This is a genomic window from Veillonella sp. oral taxon 780 str. F0422 (assembly GCF_000221605.1).
Taxonomy (GTDB): Bacteria; Bacillota; Negativicutes; order Veillonellales; family Veillonellaceae; genus F0422.
This window is the reverse complement of the sequence record NZ_AFUJ01000065.1, coordinates 13,389-31,566: the sequence shown is the minus strand read 5'-3', so window position 1 is coordinate 31,566 and position 18,178 is coordinate 13,389. Positions and strand designations below refer to the sequence as shown.

At 38.8% G+C, this 18,178-nt stretch carries 21 protein-coding genes; 18 read left to right on the top strand and 3 right to left on the bottom strand.

What is annotated here, in order from left to right; translation table 11 throughout:
• Positions 1-1,137 (bottom strand): threonine/serine exporter ThrE family protein (locus tag HMPREF9200_RS07465; protein WP_009354088.1); only part of this gene is annotated, 1,137 nt, incomplete at its 3' end.
• 1 nt (position 1,138) lies between these two features.
• Positions 1,139-1,273 carry a hypothetical protein gene (locus HMPREF9200_RS09110; RefSeq protein ID WP_009354085.1) on the bottom strand — a complete coding sequence of 45 codons (135 nt, stop codon included), beginning with the start codon at positions 1,271-1,273 and terminating at the stop codon, positions 1,139-1,141.
• Positions 1,274-1,553: 280 nt separating this feature from the next.
• Between HMPREF9200_RS09110 and nth the strand changes: the two genes are divergently transcribed.
• From nth to bioA, 14 genes are all read left to right on the top strand, one after another.
• Complete coding sequence (nth, locus tag HMPREF9200_RS07460) at positions 1,554-2,189, top strand: endonuclease III (protein WP_009354082.1); 636 nt, start codon at positions 1,554-1,556, stop codon at positions 2,187-2,189.
• A 1-nt stretch (position 2,190) separates the two neighbouring features.
• Complete coding sequence (locus tag HMPREF9200_RS08180) at positions 2,191-3,693, top strand: hypothetical protein (protein ID WP_009354092.1); 1,503 nt, start codon at positions 2,191-2,193, stop codon at positions 3,691-3,693.
• Between the two features lie 2 nt (positions 3,694-3,695).
• On the top strand, positions 3,696-3,986 hold the full coding sequence (locus HMPREF9200_RS07450; RefSeq protein ID WP_009354108.1) for a YdbC family protein: 291 nt from the start codon (positions 3,696-3,698) through the stop codon (positions 3,984-3,986).
• A gap of 86 nt (positions 3,987-4,072) precedes the next feature.
• The gene (gene rpmE / locus HMPREF9200_RS07445; protein WP_009354094.1) at positions 4,073-4,270 is read left to right on the top strand and encodes a 50S ribosomal protein L31; all 198 of its coding nucleotides are present in this window, start codon (positions 4,073-4,075) and stop codon (positions 4,268-4,270) included.
• 72 nt (positions 4,271-4,342) lie between these two features.
• Positions 4,343-5,233: a DUF1385 domain-containing protein gene (locus HMPREF9200_RS07440; RefSeq protein WP_009354089.1), complete on the top strand. Its 891-nt coding sequence runs from the start codon at positions 4,343-4,345 to the stop codon at positions 5,231-5,233.
• A gap of 12 nt (positions 5,234-5,245) precedes the next feature.
• Positions 5,246-6,328 (top strand): peptide chain release factor 1, encoded by a 1,083-nt coding sequence (gene prfA / locus HMPREF9200_RS07435; protein ID WP_009354098.1) that lies wholly within the window; start codon positions 5,246-5,248, stop codon positions 6,326-6,328.
• On the top strand, positions 6,321-7,271 hold the full coding sequence (gene prmC / locus HMPREF9200_RS07430) for a peptide chain release factor N(5)-glutamine methyltransferase (protein WP_009354101.1): 951 nt from the start codon (positions 6,321-6,323) through the stop codon (positions 7,269-7,271). Before prfA ends, prmC begins: the two co-directional genes overlap by 8 nt.
• 33 nt (positions 7,272-7,304) lie before the next feature.
• Positions 7,305-8,399 carry an L-threonylcarbamoyladenylate synthase gene (locus tag HMPREF9200_RS07425; protein ID WP_009354084.1) on the top strand — a complete coding sequence of 365 codons (1,095 nt, stop codon included), beginning with the start codon at positions 7,305-7,307 and terminating at the stop codon, positions 8,397-8,399.
• A gap of 18 nt (positions 8,400-8,417) precedes the next feature.
• The gene (locus HMPREF9200_RS07420; protein ID WP_009354097.1) at positions 8,418-8,861 is read left to right on the top strand and encodes a low molecular weight protein arginine phosphatase; all 444 of its coding nucleotides are present in this window, start codon (positions 8,418-8,420) and stop codon (positions 8,859-8,861) included.
• 38 nt (positions 8,862-8,899) lie between these two features.
• The gene (gene rpiB / locus HMPREF9200_RS07415; RefSeq protein ID WP_009354095.1) at positions 8,900-9,337 is read left to right on the top strand and encodes a ribose 5-phosphate isomerase B; all 438 of its coding nucleotides are present in this window, start codon (positions 8,900-8,902) and stop codon (positions 9,335-9,337) included.
• 171 nt (positions 9,338-9,508) lie between these two features.
• Positions 9,509-10,270, top strand: a complete 762-nt coding sequence (surE, locus tag HMPREF9200_RS07410; protein WP_009354113.1) for a 5'/3'-nucleotidase SurE — start codon at positions 9,509-9,511, stop codon at positions 10,268-10,270.
• 265 nt (positions 10,271-10,535) lie between these two features.
• Complete coding sequence (locus HMPREF9200_RS07405) at positions 10,536-11,102, top strand: biotin transporter BioY (protein WP_009354110.1); 567 nt, start codon at positions 10,536-10,538, stop codon at positions 11,100-11,102.
• Between the two features lie 109 nt (positions 11,103-11,211).
• A complete protein-coding gene (gene bioD / locus HMPREF9200_RS07400; protein ID WP_009354114.1) occupies positions 11,212-11,916 on the top strand; it encodes a dethiobiotin synthase in 705 nt (234 codons plus the stop codon).
• Between the two features lie 33 nt (positions 11,917-11,949).
• Entirely contained in the window at positions 11,950-13,296 is a 1,347-nt protein-coding gene (gene bioA / locus HMPREF9200_RS07395; protein WP_009354086.1) for an adenosylmethionine--8-amino-7-oxononanoate transaminase, read from the top strand.
• 288 nt (positions 13,297-13,584) lie between these two features.
• On the opposite strand, the gene HMPREF9200_RS07390 is transcribed toward bioA, so the two are convergent.
• Positions 13,585-15,312 carry an NFACT family protein gene (locus HMPREF9200_RS07390; protein ID WP_009354081.1) on the bottom strand — a complete coding sequence of 576 codons (1,728 nt, stop codon included), beginning with the start codon at positions 15,310-15,312 and terminating at the stop codon, positions 13,585-13,587.
• A gap of 373 nt (positions 15,313-15,685) precedes the next feature.
• Between HMPREF9200_RS07390 and HMPREF9200_RS07385 the strand changes: the two genes are divergently transcribed.
• The 4 genes from HMPREF9200_RS07385 to HMPREF9200_RS07370 all read left to right on the top strand — a co-directional run bounded on the left by HMPREF9200_RS07385 (position 15,686) and on the right by HMPREF9200_RS07370 (position 18,141).
• Positions 15,686-16,567, top strand: coding sequence for a YicC/YloC family endoribonuclease (locus HMPREF9200_RS07385; protein WP_009354104.1), 882 nt, complete (start codon positions 15,686-15,688; stop codon positions 16,565-16,567).
• Between the two features lie 24 nt (positions 16,568-16,591).
• Complete coding sequence (gene gmk, locus HMPREF9200_RS07380) at positions 16,592-17,224, top strand: guanylate kinase (RefSeq protein WP_009354106.1); 633 nt, start codon at positions 16,592-16,594, stop codon at positions 17,222-17,224.
• A 30-nt stretch (positions 17,225-17,254) separates the two neighbouring features.
• The gene (rpoZ, locus tag HMPREF9200_RS07375; RefSeq protein WP_009354099.1) at positions 17,255-17,467 is read left to right on the top strand and encodes a DNA-directed RNA polymerase subunit omega; all 213 of its coding nucleotides are present in this window, start codon (positions 17,255-17,257) and stop codon (positions 17,465-17,467) included.
• A 179-nt stretch (positions 17,468-17,646) separates the two neighbouring features.
• Complete coding sequence (locus tag HMPREF9200_RS07370) at positions 17,647-18,141, top strand: YajQ family cyclic di-GMP-binding protein (protein ID WP_009354112.1); 495 nt, start codon at positions 17,647-17,649, stop codon at positions 18,139-18,141.
• Positions 18,142-18,178 lie beyond the last annotated feature (37 nt).

Sequence of the window (18,178 nt, the reverse complement as noted above, 5' to 3'; positions counted from 1 at the left end):
TAAAAATCGATAGATAAATACGCCAGGTACAAGGGGAATCACTGATGGAATCGCTAATACTTTAGAGGATGTATGGGAATAACGAGCTGCTTTCAGAGAAAATAAACTAACCATAGCAGCAGCGATAAAAGTAGCGCCAAACACAGAAAATCCTAAGTATAATATGAGCGTATTTTTTACTAAAATAGCAATGAGGCCACCAATACCTATGAGTGGGAGTAGACGCTTTGGAGTATAAAACATGACAGCATAGCCCGCAGCACCCACAACGGCAGCACCTAGTAAAACAATGGAAATGCTGTCTGGAACAATACTTAAATGGGTGAAATCATAAGAATGATTGAAGTATTGAGCCATGCTAATCCCTACAGTCATACTGCCCACAATGAGTAACGTATGTACAGCTCGAGATATTCCTGCCAAAATGTAGTTGTTTAGCAAATCATCGACTGTATTAATGAGAGGAATGCCAGGAACCATAAACAATGTGCAAGCAATCATAGCATAGATCACATCGGCAGAGTCAAAAATACATCCGGATAGAAAGGCTAATCCAGAAGATACCGCAGCAGCACAGGCGATACTGATATAGCCATTAATTTGAAAACGTTTTAATATCAATTGTATAATAAATCCAAGGAGAGCGCAGAATGTTGTAATCCATGCAGAGATAATAGTACCCCCAAATAAGATAGGAAAAGCACCACAGGCAAATCCTGCAAAGATGGCAGATGTGGCGTCCGAATGGGGAGGATCTTTTTTAGCAATCTCTTCGAGTTTTTGGGAAAATTCATCAAGAGTATACTCATTACGTAATGCAGTCCAAGTTAAGACACTAATGGAGGAAATAATATCCATATTAGCACCTAAATATTGGACATTTCTAAAGGATGTAAAGCAATCTTCTGGACTATGAATATTAATCAAAATATTAGAGTAGGCAATATGGATATGAAGATGATCTGCTGGAATTCCCATATATGCGGCTGCGCGATGCATATCTCGAACAATTTGGTTCGCATTGGCTCCATTTTCAGATAATAAACAGCCCATACGAAGTAGAATTTTTACCTTTTTTCTGATTTCCACAAAGGGTTCTTCTAAAATGCGCAAATCCTTTTCTGTGTATTGAGACATATTAATGCTTCTTCCGTAAGTGTTTTGTGTCTAAATCTACATCCACTTCCACAGTATCTGCTTCAGGTTCAGCATCTACAAACTCAATAGATTCCAAATGTTGTACCACTTGGGCACGGATAAAACCTAAATACACTTCATATAAATCTTTTTTTCTGCTAACTCTTCTTCTGTTAAGCTTTGACCAGATTTTTTTTCGCTGCCAATGCATTAATGCGTGTTAATGCTTCTTCCATGGTCATTTCTTTTTTTCTTGTTCTGTCATAGATAATCTCCTTATTTGTTAGTAGACTTTCTTTATGGTATGATACTTTATATACTTGGTTAGATAAAAGTATCTAACCGATGATATTCATTGTAGATTTATATTATAACACAATTTATATAGTTTTTTCATCTTAGAGGAGAAGGCTCCGATGCGAATCACAAAAGCCATCAAGGCAGAGCAAATACGAATATTGGGAGAAGTCTACCATGATGCAAAACCTGCACTAGAATTTACTACGCCTTTTGAATTACTAGTAGCAGTTGCATTATCTGCACAATGTACTGACGAACGAGTCAACATTGTAACAAAACGACTCTTTCCGAAATATAGCGATCCTAAAGACATGTATGAATTAGGTATACCTGGATTAGAGGCGCTCATTAAAGATTGCGGGTTATATCGTTCTAAAGCTAAACATATTCATGAAACATGCAAAATTTTAGTGGAACAACACAATAGTGAAGTGCCCCGAGATTTTGATACCTTAGTCACATTGCCAGGGGTTGGTCGTAAAACAGCCAATGTATTAGTATCCATACTATTTGATACACCAGCCATTGCGGTCGACACGCATGTGTTTCGTGTATCCAATCGCTTAGGTATTGCTAAGGGTAAAACACCAGATGAAGTAGAAAAGAAACTGAAAAAAGCAATTCCTATGGAACACTGGAGTGCCGCACATCATTGGATGATCTGGCACGGTCGAAAAATTTGTAAAGCACGAAAACCATTATGTGACGAATGTCCTTTATATGATGTATGCCAATCGGCAGGGAAGGTATAGTATGACAGAACAAATGAGACATCTCATAGAAACTTTTACAAAAGTAGGTGTTATAGGTCCTGCTATCGTACAGGAAATAGCAAGATTCCGTGTATTAGATCAAATCATCACCCAAAGCGGTGAAGTCCGTGAGTGGGGGATTACGCCGAAAGAATTATTTGAGCTTGCACAAACATCCACAGTAGATATGTTTGGACCCTTGCCATATGATGAAGCAGGGTTTAAGGAAATTTACGGTGTTTCCTTTAGCGTAGAATTAATGGATTTCATCAGTGCTACTGGCTATTATGAAGGTGTGTCCGCAGGTCGTCAATGGACTGTACCGTTCAAAGAAGTTATCGACTTCCACAAGAATACAGAAGGTATAATTCTTTTTGCCTATTTTGAGGAATATGCAGCCATTGCAGAAGAAATAATGCAAACCCTTCCCACAGATCGTTTGCTGTTTTATACAGCCTCTGAAAGCTGCTATGACCTATTCCGTAGTCTATATCCATTAGCACCAGTAATCAATGAATGGCCAGAAGATGTCATCTTTGACCACATTGTAGCAGCTACATCCGGCATGTTCACAGCACCAGTAACGACGATGGAAGAAATGGCGGCTCGTGTGAATAATGTAAGCGAAAAAGGCACTGTACGTTACTTCATTCCAGTGTCTGCCGTACAAGATCAATTGAATATGAATCGAGTAGCCTTACAGTTCATGATTCTTCAAAATCATTTAGAAGTCGTTCGAGAATGGGCCCCATTGCAAACCTATGAATTCCGCTATGGCTTAGGACCTGTGAAAAAAGTAGGTTTGTCCATTTGTGAAATCGTTGAAGATGGGTATAAGCAAACCAACTTCATTCCATTGCCTCACGAAGTTTTGGCGTCTATGGAAACATTTAGTTTGGCTCACTATGGACTTTCACTATATGGTGTACAAGTAAGTATGAATCCAAAACATCCAACCATGGGTGAAGATGGATATATACATGGAGACTATCGTATTCCAACATACATGCAACGCATGTTTGAAGCTTTGGAGGGATATTATTTACAAGTATCTATGAAAGGCATCGATGTGTCTGTTACATTGGAACAAAAGGGTGGTATTCCTTTAGGGGCATCCCCAGAGGATGAAGCCGTACAAACTGCGATGGAACAATCTGTTTTACAAGATGATACAGTAGAATATCGTTGGTATTTTAACCATCCAAGTGCACCATTCTTATGGTATACGTATTTCAATAGTGAAGAAGGAAAACAAGTAGTACGTACATTAGCGTCCATGGTAACTACCACACCTGCATTATTACAATTAATGGGTAGTTGTCGTCGTCAAGTGGTGAAAGAAGAGGCGTTGGCTACATTTACGACAAGCTTTACCACTTCATTAGAACAATATGAAACAGAAAAAGCGCAAGCTGAAACAAACTGGGGCAATGCATTAGCCACACTAGCTAGTGTGGTTGTACCAGTGCCAACAGAAACGAATACAGAAGCAGAGGAGGGCTAATCATGGCTGTGGTTAATTATTCAATTTATAAAGTACTAGGTACACTTTCAGAAAATAAAGATGGCATGAAAAAGCAATTAACATGCACAAGCTGGGGACGTTACAATCCTAAATTCGATATCCGCGCTTGGGATGAAGATTACTCACAAATGACAAAAGGTGTAACCTTGACATTAGAAGAGATTTTAGAACTAAAAGAAATCTTAAACTCTGTAGATTTAGAAGAAGCTTTAGAAGAAGCAAAACAAGAACGAGCAGAGGCTAAAAAATTAGAAGCAGAAAAATCTGAATAAGTCATAGTCCCTAGTATTGCATAGAGTATAGCATTCGTGATATAATCTATAGGAAAAGTTTAGACGTTGAAAAGAGGTGTATATACATGAAAGAAGGAATTCATCCTAATTATGCGGAAGCAACTGTAACTTGCGGTTGTGGAAACACATTCAAAACTGGTTCTGTTAAAGGTGATCTTCGCGTGGACGTTTGCTCCAACTGCCATCCATTCTTCACAGGCCAACAACGTGCGGCTAAAGCTCGTGGTCGTATCGAACAATTTAACAAACGTTACGGAAAATAATTACGTAAATAACCTATACAAATTAATTGGCAGAGCTAAGGCTCTGCCTATATTTGTTTTACAGGAGACCCTATGACTCAGGAACGAGTAAAAAAATATGTAGGTGGACAAGCCGTCATTGAAGGGGTTATGATGCGTGGTCCTAAGATTATGGCCACAGCTTGTCGAAAACCAGATGGAACCATCACGGTTAAAGAAGAACCTACGAAATCTATCCAAGACAAGTATCCCGTATTAAAGTTGCCATTTCTGCGTGGAGTAGTAGCTTTGTTTGAATCCTTAGTGATTGGTATGAAAGCCTTATCCTTTTCGGCACAGGCCTCTGGAGAAGAAGAGGAAGAGGTATCCAACAAAGAAATTGCCATCACTATGGCTGTATCTGTACTCATTGCAGCAGCATTATTTATCGCCTTACCGACATGGTTGGCAAAATTTATGCCAGGTGCAGGCACAGATCATATGATATTGAATTTATATGAAGGAATTATTCGTTTAATCCTTTTTTTATTATATATTTTTGCTATTGGGCTCACTCCAGATATTAAGCGTGTCTTTCAGTATCATGGGGCAGAGCATAAAACGATACACACCTATGAAAATGATATGGAATTAACCGTGGAAAATGTGCGAAATCATTCTAGATTACATGCACGGTGCGGTACTAATTTCTTATTATTGGTCATGGTAGTGAGTATATTTGTATTCGCATTTCTAGGTTGGCCTAATTTAGTGGAACGTATAGTATCTAGATTAGCCTTGATGCCAGTGGTGGCTGGAATTTCCTATGAATTGATTCGCCTAGCTGGACGGACACAGCATCCACTCATGAAAGCCATCATTGCTCCTGGTTTGGCCCTACAATATATGACTACGAGAGAGCCAGAGGATGACCAAATTGAAGTGGCCATTCGTGCCTTACAATCTGTGCGACCTAGTGAAGAAGATGCTTACGAAGAAGATTAGAAAGGAGTCACCGTGTTAGTAGATAAACTGCAAGTGATTGAAGATAAATTTTTAGACTTGGAACAGCGCATTTCTGACCCAGATGTGATTGCTCGCCAAGAAGATTGGCGTAAACTGACTCGCCAACATGCGTCATTGACGGATACAGTGAACACATTCCGTCAATATAAACAAGTCTTAGCCGGCATTGAAGAAGCGTTAGAAGTACTAGGTGATAAAAGCCTAGATGAAGACTTCCGTGCTATGGCACAAGAAGAATTGAATGAATTAAAAGTTCGCCGTGATGAATTAGAAGCAGAATTACATATTTTACTATTACCAAAAGATCCGAACGATGATAAGAATATTATCGTCGAAATTCGTGGTGGTGCCGGTGGTGATGAAGCAGCTTTGTTCGCAGGAGATTTATTCCGTATGTTTACAAAGTACGCAGAAACACAAGGCTGGAGATGTACCATCATCGATGCGAACGAGCCTGAATTAGGAGGCTTCAAAGAGGTAGTGTTCTCTATCGAAGGCGACAGTGTATATTCTAAGTTAAAATTTGAAAGTGGCGTACACCGTGTGCAACGTGTGCCAGATACAGAATCTTCTGGACGTATCCATACGTCTACTGTAACTGTTGCGGTATTACCAGAAGCAGAAGATATCGACATCGAAATCAATGAAAAAGATTTGGAAATCGATACATACCGTGCATCTGGTGCAGGTGGACAGCACATTAATAAAACGGAGTCAGCTGTCCGTATTACACACAAACCATCTGGTATTGTGGTAGCTTGTCAGGATGAGCGTTCTCAGCTCAAAAACCGTGAAAAAGCAATGCGCGTATTGCGTGCTAAATTACAAGATAAAGCAGAGCAAGAAGCGACGTCTGCCATGGCAGCAGATCGTAAAAGCCAAGTGGGTACAGGGGATCGCTCCGAGCGTATTCGTACGTACAACTATCCACAAGGTCGTGTGACAGACCATCGCATTAACTTAACTTTATACAAATTAAATGCTGTATTAAATGGGGATATGGATGAATTAATCCAAGCTTTAATCACAGCAGAACAAGCCGCTAAAATGCAAGAGGCAAATCAACATGGATAATGAGTTATGGACTATTAGTCGCATGCTCCAATGGACAGAGCAGTATTTTCGCTCCAAAGGCATAGAATCAAGCCGCTTGGATGGGGAAGTACTGCTTTCTCATAGTTTGGGATGTGACCGTATGTACTTATATGTAAACTTTGACCGTCCATTGGACAAGGCTGAATTAGATGCTTATCGACCTCTAGTGGTACAGAGAGCGAAAGGATATAGCGTAGCAGCTATTACAGGGCATAAAGAATTTATGGGGTTAGACTTTCATGTGAACGAGCATGTGTTGATTCCTCGCCCAGATACGGAAACATTAATTGAGGATATACTAGATCTTTATGATGTGGATGCATCGCCACGCATTTTAGACTTATGCACTGGTCCTGGTACTATTTTATTAAGTCTATTACATTATTTACCTAATGCCACTGGTATAGGAGTAGATATTTCCAATAAAGCTTTGGCAGTGGCTGAAGAGAATCGTATATCTTTAGAATTAGCGGATGTTTCAAGGTTCTATAAAAGTGATATAAAGCAACTATTAGAACAGGTGAAAGTAGGCAAAGGTACTGAATATAGTGCATTGTTAGATGCTTGTAAGGCTCTTTTTGGTGAACAACAAACAGCCTTAGAAGGTCTGTTCGATGTACTTGTGTCGAACCCACCATATATTACTACCGCAGAGATGAACACATTATCTCAAGAAGTATTACATGAACCTCATATTGCCCTTCATGGAGGAACTACAGGATTAGAGTTTTATGTTCCTATCATTCGTGAAGGTTGGCGTCTTGTAAAAGACGGTGGATACCTTGCCATCGAAATTGGACAAGGTCAAGAAGAGGCTGTATCAAAGCTAGCCGTAGAAACAGGATGCTATGGAGAACCAGTATATCAACGAGATATTGCTGGTATCATTCGTGAAGTACGTTGGAAGATACAACGTAAATAGTGATATAATAGTGCATAGGAAAGGAGGTACGATATGGAAGCATTAGATCATATTGAGACACAGTTATTAACTGCAAATGATGTGGAGTTAGCGGGCACTTTGCTTCGTGTAGGCGATTTAGTAGCTATACCTACGGAGACGGTCTATGGCTTAGGAGCTAATGGACTGGCAGCAGATGCGATGGATCGTATTTATGCTGCAAAGGGGCGACCTTCTGATAATCCTTTAATATTACATGTATGTGACCAGTCTATGGTGCACCGTTTAGTGAAACATATCTCTCCTTTAGAACAAAGATTAATGGATACCTTTTGGCCGGGTCCATTAACGATTACTTTTGAAAAGTCTGCGCTAGTGCCAGAGCGTGCGACCGGTGGACTTTCACGGGTGGCATTACGATGCCCAGACCATGAGGTGTGTCGTGAGATGATACGCATTGCGGGTGTGCCTATTGCAGCACCTAGTGCCAATCTCTCAGGTCGACCAAGTCCGACTACGGCAGAAGCAGTCTTACACGATATGAAAGGACGTATTCATGGGATAGTGGATGCAGGTCCCTGTGAAATAGGTGTAGAATCTACAGTCGTACAGGTAGAAGGTGATACTGTGATTATTTTGCGTCCAGGTGGTGTCACAAAAAAGATGCTTGAAATGGTGGCGGACCATGTGGTATATGACACAGCTTTGCATGATCCTACAGAGGCACCCAAAGCGCCAGGTATGAAATATCGCCATTATGCACCAGACATGCCTGTACAAGTACTAGTGGGACAGTCATTAACAGTAGCGGAACACATGAAAGACATCATAGATAAGATGGTTCAGCAAGAAGCTATATTACAAGAAGATTGCAAGGAAACGCTGAGAATTGGGTTATTACTTTCAGAGGAAACTTTGGAAAATTTAAATGCAGTACTTCCTAATTTTACACTTTCAGTAGATATCATTGTATATGGTGAACAAGCAGAGCCTATGGCATTAGCCAACCGTTTATATGATAGTTTATTACAGTTCAACGACATGGGTGTGGATACATTACTTGTGGAAGGCTGTGCTCCGGTAGGACTTGGTGTGGCCGTTATGAATCGCTTAGAGAAGGCCAGTGGTGGTCATGTACAATTTGTGTAAAGGATAGTAGAGGTAATTATGAATTTATTATTTGTTTGTACAGGGAATACCTGTCGTAGTCCCATGGGAGAAGGAATTGCCCGTGCTGTAGGGCGTGAGCTTGGTATAGAGGTAGTGACTTTATCCACAGGATTATTTTGTGTTCCTGGAGCTAAGGTGAGCGACGAAGCTGTGGATGCAGTTCGTGAATTAGTAGGCGAAGATATTAGCGAACACAGCTCTCGCCCATTAAAAGTAGATTTTGTGAAAGCCGCAGATTATGTATTGGCAATGACAGAAGATCATAAAAAAATATTACTTCGCCAATTTCCTTTCGATAGTAAAAAAATTATGACCCTTGCTGAATTTGGTGGCGAAGTTGGGGACGTAGAAGACCCATTTGGACAATCTCAAGACATATATACTAAAACAGCGGAACAGATTGTACGGCATATACGAAAAGGGATTGAATTACATAAGTAATTAAATGATGAACGACGTTTTAAATAAAGGAGGACAAAATGAAAGTAGCAGTTGGTTGTGATCATGGTGGATTTCATTTAAAAGAAGCGATTAAAGGCTTACTAGAGAAACAAGGCATTGAGTACAAAGATTTTGGTACGTACTCTACAGATTCCATGGATTATCCAGATGTGGCAAAACCATTGGCAGAAGCAGTAGCAGCTGGTGAATTTGATCGTGGTATTTTGACATGTGGTACAGGTATCGGTATCGGTATTGCAGCGAATAAAGTAAAAGGGGTTCGTGCGGCATTATGTCATGATACATTCTCTGCTCATGCTAGTCGTGAGCATAACAATGCTAATGTACTCACTATGGGTGAACGTGTTATTGGTCAAGGTTTGGCATTAGAAATCGTGGACATTTGGTTGCATACTGAATTTGAAGGCGGTCGCCATGCAAAACGTGTGGATAAAATATCAGCTATTGAAGAATAATATAATAGAATAATATCGAACAAAGTAACGGCTGGTCCTAAAAATAGACTAGCCGTTTTTATGTTCGATATAATTTTAAAATAAATATATTCGGAATCTTACAAATATAGCAATCTTAGTCAATTTACTATACAATAGTATATGTACTATTATTATTAGATAGGAGACACTATGCATATTTTATTAACAAATGACGATGGCTTATGGGCCCCAGGTATACAAGGATTAGCACAGGAATTAGCAAAGCACCATCGAGTAACAATGGTGGCACCTAAGGTGGAGCAAAGTGCAAAATCTAGTGCGTTAACGGTACAAGTGCCTATTCGAGCAAAAGAGATGAGTGAAGAGGGCGACAACCCAAGAATGCTCTTTGTAGAGGGCACGCCAGTAGACTGCGTGAAGTTTTCTTTATCTTATTTATTAAAAAATGATCGTCCTGACTTAGTTGTATCTGGTATTAATCATGGATTTAACTTAGGATCTGATGCGGTGTATTCAGGTACTGTCGGTGCCGCATTAGAAGGGTTGATGTACAATATTCCATCTTTGGCTTTATCTCTTGAGAAATATACCGTCAAACGTATGGAGGAAATATTGCCTTTTATTACTGACTTTATCAGAGTTATATACGAAAAAGGAAAATATGAAGGGTTGTTAAATGTCAATTTCCTAAAAGAAGGCCCTGTTAACTGGGAGCAAGTGAAAGTATTCCATCAAGGCTTTCAAGAGTATACAAATGTCATTGATGTGCGCCAAGATGCTAAGGGTAGAGAGTACTATTGGATTGTAGGCGACCAAGGATTTCATAAGGAAGATAAACCAACCGATGTGGGACATATCAAAGAAGGATACATATCTGTGGTGCCTTTGACGTGGAAACAAGAAGATACGGTTCAAATTCCTGTGGTGGAACAGTTAATTGCAAATAAATAGCGTGCAGTCATTAAAGCTTTACAACCCCGAGGAGGGAGTATTAACTTTTGGATATATTTATTATAGTATAGTTATAAATCTTTGATGTATCTAATAATATACAAACGATCTATCTATCATGATCTATGATAGGATAGGTCGTTTCTTTTTATTGTAAACTCCTAGTAATTATATTGGAGTTGACAATAAAAAGCAATAGTGTTTTAATACTACTTGAAAGACATTTTTTATCATCTTATGTTGTGGCTCAAGGGAGGGTCCTATCATGAAAGAAGAAACAAATGTAAGAGGAGCGATGAGTGCAAGACAAATTACGATGACCGCATTATTTGTGGCTTTGGTAGCAGTAGGGGCATTTATTAAGATTCCTATTCCTAATTTACCATTTACCTTGCAATTGCTCTTTACCACATTAGCTGGCTTAATCTTGGGAAGTCGATTAGGCGGTATGAGTGTGGCGATGTACATCATTCTTGGTCTTGTAGGGGTGCCGGTATTTACTGAAGGTGGTGGATTTATGTACATCTTCAAACCTACCTTTGGCTATCTATTAGGCTTTGCTATTGGTGCTTTTATGGCGGGTCGTATGATAGAAAAAGCAACAGTTGTGACTTTCAAAACATTGCTAACCGCTTCATTTGTGAATTTAGCTATAGTATATGCCTTAGGCATGGTCTACTTATATGAAATCATGGATCTATACTTAGCAAAACCAATTGGACTAGATGTATTATTTATCTACTGTTTTGCATTGCCAGTGATACCAGATATTTTCCTCTGTATCTTGGCAGCAGTGATTGCAAAACGATTACTTCCGATTTTAAAACGATAGTATACATAACAGATGTGACATAAGGTGCATATACACGTTGGTATGCACCTTATGTTGATATTTGTGAAAGTCACCACAGGTGATGAACAACGTAGGAAAGGATAAAATCATGACAATAACTCAAAGCCCAAAAGGTTTGTATATATTAGGTACAGGAACAGATGTAGGTAAAACATATATCACTGCTTTATGGCTCAAAAAACTTCATGAAGCTGGCCATGATGTGGCATATTATAAAGCAGCTGTCAGCGGTGCTCCTAGCATTTCTGAAAGCGATGCAGGCTATGTAAAACAAGTGGCAGGACTTTCACAGGAGGATGAAAGTTTACTATCTTATGTATTTGATGAGGCCGTATCTCCCCATTTAGCGGCTCGTCATGAAGGAAAAGTTATCGATAGAACCATAGTGAACCAAAATTTCTGTAACGTCGCTAGATCACATGCTTATACAACTGTAGAAGGTAGTGGGGGAATTATTTGTCCTCTATATGTAACAGATACAGAGCTATATATGCTAGAGGATGTAGTAAAAGATTTAGGCTTGCCAACAATTGTGGTAGCTACAGCAGCACTTGGTACGATTAACAGCACAGTGTTGACAATCCATTATTTGCAATCCAAAGGTATTACTGTAAACGGTATCATTGTGAATCAATACACAGGAAACCCAATGGAAGAAGATAATTGTGTGATGATGGAACGATTGACGGGAATTCCTGTCTTAGATCGAATAAGACCAGGTGAAACATCCTTGCATATGGATGTGGACACTATGTTAAATTGTTACGAGGATGTTGTGAATCCCCATGCATAATTAGATAATCATAAGAGAGGTATAGGTATACACATGAAAGATTGGGCAAAAAAGGATTTAGAGTTAATTTGGCATCCATGTTCTCAAATGAAAGATTATGAAACATTGCCACCCATTGTGATTGACCATGCAAAAGGTTGCTATTTATATGATGTAGATGGAAAAGAATACATAGATATTATCAGTTCTTGGTGGTGTAATTTATTGGGTCATTGCCATCCAAATGTCAATGAGGCGATTAAAAACCAATTAGATACACTGGAACATGTTATCTTTGCTAACTTTAGTCATCGTCCGGCTATCACTTTGGCTGAACGATTGAAAGAAGTAGTGCCAGAAGGGTTAACAAGGTTTCACTTTAGTGATAATGGGTCTGGTGCTGTAGAATGTGCCTTGAAAATGGCGTTCCAATACCACTATCAAACAGGTCACCCAGAGCGTCAAAAATTTTTATGCCTCAGTGAGAGCTACCATGGTGAAACCATTGGTGCTTTATCGGTAGGCAGTATGGATTTGTTTGCTGAAATTTATAAGCCAATGTTGATGGATCAAACTGTTCACACACAAGGACCAGACTGTTATCGTTGTGCTTATGGTAAAACTCGCGAAACTTGTTCCTGTGAATGTTTTGAGCATATGGAACAAGACTTTGCAGAACATGGAGCTACCTTGGCAGCAGTAATCGTCGAACCATTGATTCAAGGGTGTGCAGGTATGAAAATGTATCCGCCAGAATACCTACGTAAACTACGTGAGCTGTGCGACCGTTATGGAGTGTTACTGATTGCTGATGAAATTGCCACAGGATTTGGTCGTACAGGCAAGTTATTTGCCTTTGATCATGCAGGAGTTTCTCCAGATATTATGACTGTCTCCAAAGCATTGACTGGTGGCTATATGCCGATGTCCATTACAGTAGTGGCTGAAAAAATTTATCAGGCCTTCTACGATGATTACCACACAATGAAAGCGTTCATGCATAGTCATACCTATAGTGGTAACCCATTGGGCTGTGCCGCAGCATTGGCAGTACTAGATACGTTGCGAGATGAACATATTTTGAAACAAGCTGAGGAAATGGGTAACTATTTACATGAGGCCTTACTGAAAGCCTTAGGTAATCACCCCAATGTAGGAGAAATTCGTCGTATGGGATTAATAAATGCCATCGAACTTGTTACCAATAAAGAAACAAAAGAAGGATTTGATGGCTCCTTACGTATGGGCTATCAAATCTACAAAAAAGCATTAGATAGAGGATTACTACTTAGACCATTGGGCAATGTTATTTACTTTAATCCGCCTTTAACCATTGATAGAGAAACCATAGATATCGCCATTGAACGAACAGTACAAGCCATGGCGGATGTATTGGGATAAACTTAAGTCATTATATATAACTCGTTAAACTAGCATCTTTGTGTTATAATTGGGGTAATATCTAATCCCCTAAAATATTTTTTAGATTATATAGATGGAAAAGAACCTGAATATAGTCTGATGTACGAGAGTGATTGTGAAGTTCATACGATATGAATTAGAATAATAAAAAGGCTGTAAGCAAACGATATGAATGCTTACAGCCTTTTCTATATTTTGATTATGTTGTTAAAATCATTGGTTACCATTAGATTACAAAGGAATATTCTAACTTGTACTTAAGATAAACTAGTGATTTTCTGTATACCCCTCAGGTGCTTTCGGTTCTACCACAATGTCGTTGTGCGTATTAAATATGACATACCCCAAAGGAGATCCAGGTGGCTTTTTAATGTGCTTCACTAAGGTGTAGTCCACGGTTACTTTAGATGTCTCTTTTCCTTTGCTAAAGTACGCAGCGATTTGTGCAGCGGCTTCAATCATTTTAATATCTGGTTCTATATCTGAACGTAAGATAACATGAGATCCTTGAATATGCTGTGTATGTAACCATAGGTCATTAGGTTTAGCCCAACGGTTAGTGAGGTATTCATTTTGCTGATTATTTTGTCCCACATAGACATCGCCATTAGGAATGGTAAAATGCAAGAAATTGTCTTTTTTAATCTTGAAAGGGATTGGCTTTTTAGATTGACGCAAGATGCCTGCACTTTCACATTCACTGCGAATTTCTTGAACAGATTGTTTGGTCGTAGCCAAAGATAGACTGTATTGGATAGATTCTAAATAAGAAAGGCGCATGGAGCTTTGTTCTAGTTGGTATTGACCATTTTTCGTACGATTTTTCATCTTACGATACAGTTTATAATAGGCCTGCGCATTTTCTGTAATAGATAATGGGGGATCCAATGGGATTGTAATATCTTCAGCTGAGTCAGATAATACATTTTGCATCGTCACTTCCGACTCATAGTGGTGGGGCAAGTAGCTATAAATCATGAGCAAATCCCCATAGGATTTATACATATCCGCTTTGGATGTGTCGTCTAGTTCAGCTTTTATTTTTTCGTGACGACCTTCCTCTTTTTTGATAGCGGCGGAGATAATTTTTTCTAACTCTTTTCCTGCTGTATGAATAGCTCCTAGCTTTGCCACATCCTGTGAAAGGGCCTCAGATATTGTTGGATACTGGGTAGTATCAACAATGGTGTGGGGGGAACTTTCACAGAGTGGAATAGGCGTTAACAAGCGTTTACCAGTAGCCGTGGTGTATTGGAATAATCCTTGTGCCCTAAGAAGCTGGGATTGCAAATTAATAAGTCCTTCGGTGATACTGTTGATGAGCTCCGATGCCATTGGTGTCGTAGGAGTTAGCCCCATACGATAACATAGATCATCTAATAGGACAGAACCAAAGCCGTTGAAGATATGACGAATGGTATTGCCCACTGTGTCTTGTGAAAAAGATTGGAGTAATTGTGTTATCTCCGGACCAGAGAACTGCATAAGATCCACACGAGATGTATTAGGAGGTAGCTCGTAAGGTAATTTAGGAGCTACTGACCGAACACGATTCATAAGTGGTGTGACATGAACCAGGGATTCTAAAATGATGCCATCTTGCACAAATATACAGTTGGAATATTTGCCCATTAGTTCTACATAGATTTCATTTACAAGTATGGAACCATCTAACCCTAATTTATCGGCGGTGATGCGGATGATGCGGTCCCCGTGTAGTTGCTCAATATTTGTGATACGAGCTCCTTCAATGTATTTTCGTAAATACATAATAAGAGATGTGGGCTCCTTGGGAGCATCTACAATCTTGTCTGTTACATAGATAGATGGAGCACTGCCTACAGTAATCACTAAGTATGGACTTGTGGTAGGTGTATTAATTTTTAAAAGTATACTTGTTTTATCAATCTGCTGAATACGTTGAATTTGACCATTACCAACTTGGTCATTTAGTTCTCGGATTAATACAGATAATGTTAAACCATCTAAATTCATGGAAATCCTTTCGTTATAGGTGTATAGTACTATTATATTTGAAAGTGTAAAATATTCTTGAAATTACACTTCTTTTCTATACAAATGGAATAGGTAATTTGTATAAATTTACGAAAAATAATTGATATTACATGGTACCTTATTAAGGATACCATGGTCATATACTATCTATTAGTAAGGGAAAAATTTTAAAAACTGTCCCTATACTAGTATACACCAATCTAGTACTAGGAGATATAGGGAGTATTAGATTAGAGCCAAGAAGCATATCGTAACACATATATGGTTAAGTTCTATAAATGGTAGTATTATTTTTAGTCTTACCGTGCTATACTGAAAGATAAGAAATAGATCGGAAACGCGAGGTAAATCCATGAACAGTATGACAGGCTTTGGTCGCGGCATAGTGACTACGGAAGCAGGAAGTTTCCAAGTAGAGATTAAAACGGTAAATACACGCTATTGTGACATTACCATTAAAAGTCCTAAACAATTTAATATCTTTGAGGATAAAGTACGACGGTTAATCCAATCTGCCTTTCAACGTGGTAAGATAGAGGTGTCCATTTTATATAAAGAGTCAGGTGAACAAGAAAAAGACTTGTCTATGAATCGCGCTTTATGTGGACAGATTAAACAATTTTTAGTAGAAGAAGGTTTCTATGCAGATGTGAAAGAGGTCCCTTTATCGGCGATTATGTCCATTTCTTCAGACTGGATCACTGTAGAAGAACCACCTACTGATGAAGAGGCGATAGGTCGTGCCTTAGAAGAAGCTACGAAATTAGCCATAGACGGTGTTCTTACTATGCGTGCTAAAGAAGGCATTGCGATGAAAGCGGATATTGCGAAACGCCTAGAAGGGATTGAAACATTATTTGCTTATATGGAGAGTCGAAGAGACGTAGCATTAGCGCACCATGAAGAGCGATTATTACAACGGATCCAGACTATGCTAGATAAAGTGGGCGTAGACTTTCAAGAAGAACGGTTCATGCAAGAAGTGGCTATACTTTCAGATAAAGTAGATATTTCGGAAGAGATTGCCCGATTTGCCTCACATGTGGTACAATTAAAGGAAATACTTGAGGAAGAAGGACCTATTGGACGTAAGTTAGATTTCTTGTTACAAGAAATGAACCGCGAGGTGAATACGATGGGATCCAAAGGGAATGAAATCACCATTGTAGACACCGTTGTACAATTGAAGGTAGAGTTAGAAAAAGTAAGAGAGCAAATTCAGAATATAGAATAATGTGTAAGTAGTACTGGAGTTATCATGTCTGATAAAGGAATATTAATCGTCATTTCAGGACCATCTGGGGCAGGAAAAGGCACGATTTGTGCAGAACTCCGCAAACAAATGCCAAACCTGGTCTATTCTGTATCGATGACCACACGTCAACCGCGGGTGGGAGAAGAAGAAGGCATTAGCTATTTCTTCCGAGATGTAGATACATTTGAAAAACTAATCAAAGAAGATGCATTCTTAGAATATGCAAAAGTGTATGATAATTACTATGGTACACCGAAAGAGCACGTTATGAACTTATTAGAAGAAGGCAAGAGCGTGATTTTGGAGATTGATATTCAAGGTGCTATGAAGGTAAAAGAATCCTACAGCGATGCTGTCTTTATCTACGTTGTGCCGCCATCCTTAGATGTGTTAACATCTCGTTTGCATGGTCGTGGTACGGATGATAAAGAAGTGATTCATAAACGTTTATCTTTAGCTTGTTCAGAATTAGCATTAGCACATCGTTATGATTACATAGTGGTGAATGATGATTTGGAAGATGCCATTGAACGAACAGCTTCTATCTTGCGAGCTGAAACATGTAAGATTAGTCGCAACAAAGAAAAGATTCAATACATTTATAAACGGTATAGCAATGAACAAGGACAGCAATAATATAGTAAGTAGATAAAGGAGACGTTCATTATGATGGTAGAACCGCATTTAAAAGATTTAGAAAAACAGGTGGACAGCAAATACACGTTGGTAACATTAGCAGCTAAGCGTGCTCGTGAACTGACAGATGGAGATCCATCCCTTGTAGGTGAAGTAGGAACGGAAAATCCAGTGTCTATCGCTTTGTACGAAATCGCTGCAGAGCAAGTAGGTTTTGAACGCACTAAAGACGGTGTAAAATAAGTTTATATTGTGATGATAAGATGCCTAATGAATAGAGAAATCAAAGCTGTATTCATTAGGTATTTTTTAACGTATACTACATTCCTAAAAGCTATAATAAAAGGTACTACAAAGGTAGAAAATATAAGGGAAGTAGGGTATAATTAAACTGTTCATGTAAATAATTATTGGAGGTTTATATGGCTAAAGATTGTTCATTTGACGTTGTATCCGAAGTGGATATGCAAGAAGTAGATAATGCAGTAAATCAAGCGAAAAAAGAAATCGGCACACGCTATGATTTCCGTAATAGCAAAGCAGATATAGAACATGATGGGGATACCATTAAAATTCATTGCGATGATGAATACAAATTAGGAGCCATTATCGATGTCCTAAAAGGGAAAATGGTAAAACGTAATGTAGCCATTAAAAATTTAGAGTATGGTAAAATCGAACCAGCATCTGGCGGTACTGTACGTCAAGTTGTGACTATTAAGAATGGTATCTCTAAAGAGGTGGCTAAAGATGTTGTCAAATTAATTAAAAATATGAAATTAAAAGTGACGGCTCAAATTATGGAAGACCAAGTACGTGTAGCAGGAAAAGATAAAGATCAATTGCAAGCAGTGATTACTATGCTTCGTGAACAAGATTTAACTGTGGAATTACAATTTGTGAATTTCCGATCTTAATTAAATAAAGGAGCATCACCCAATGGATGCTCCTATT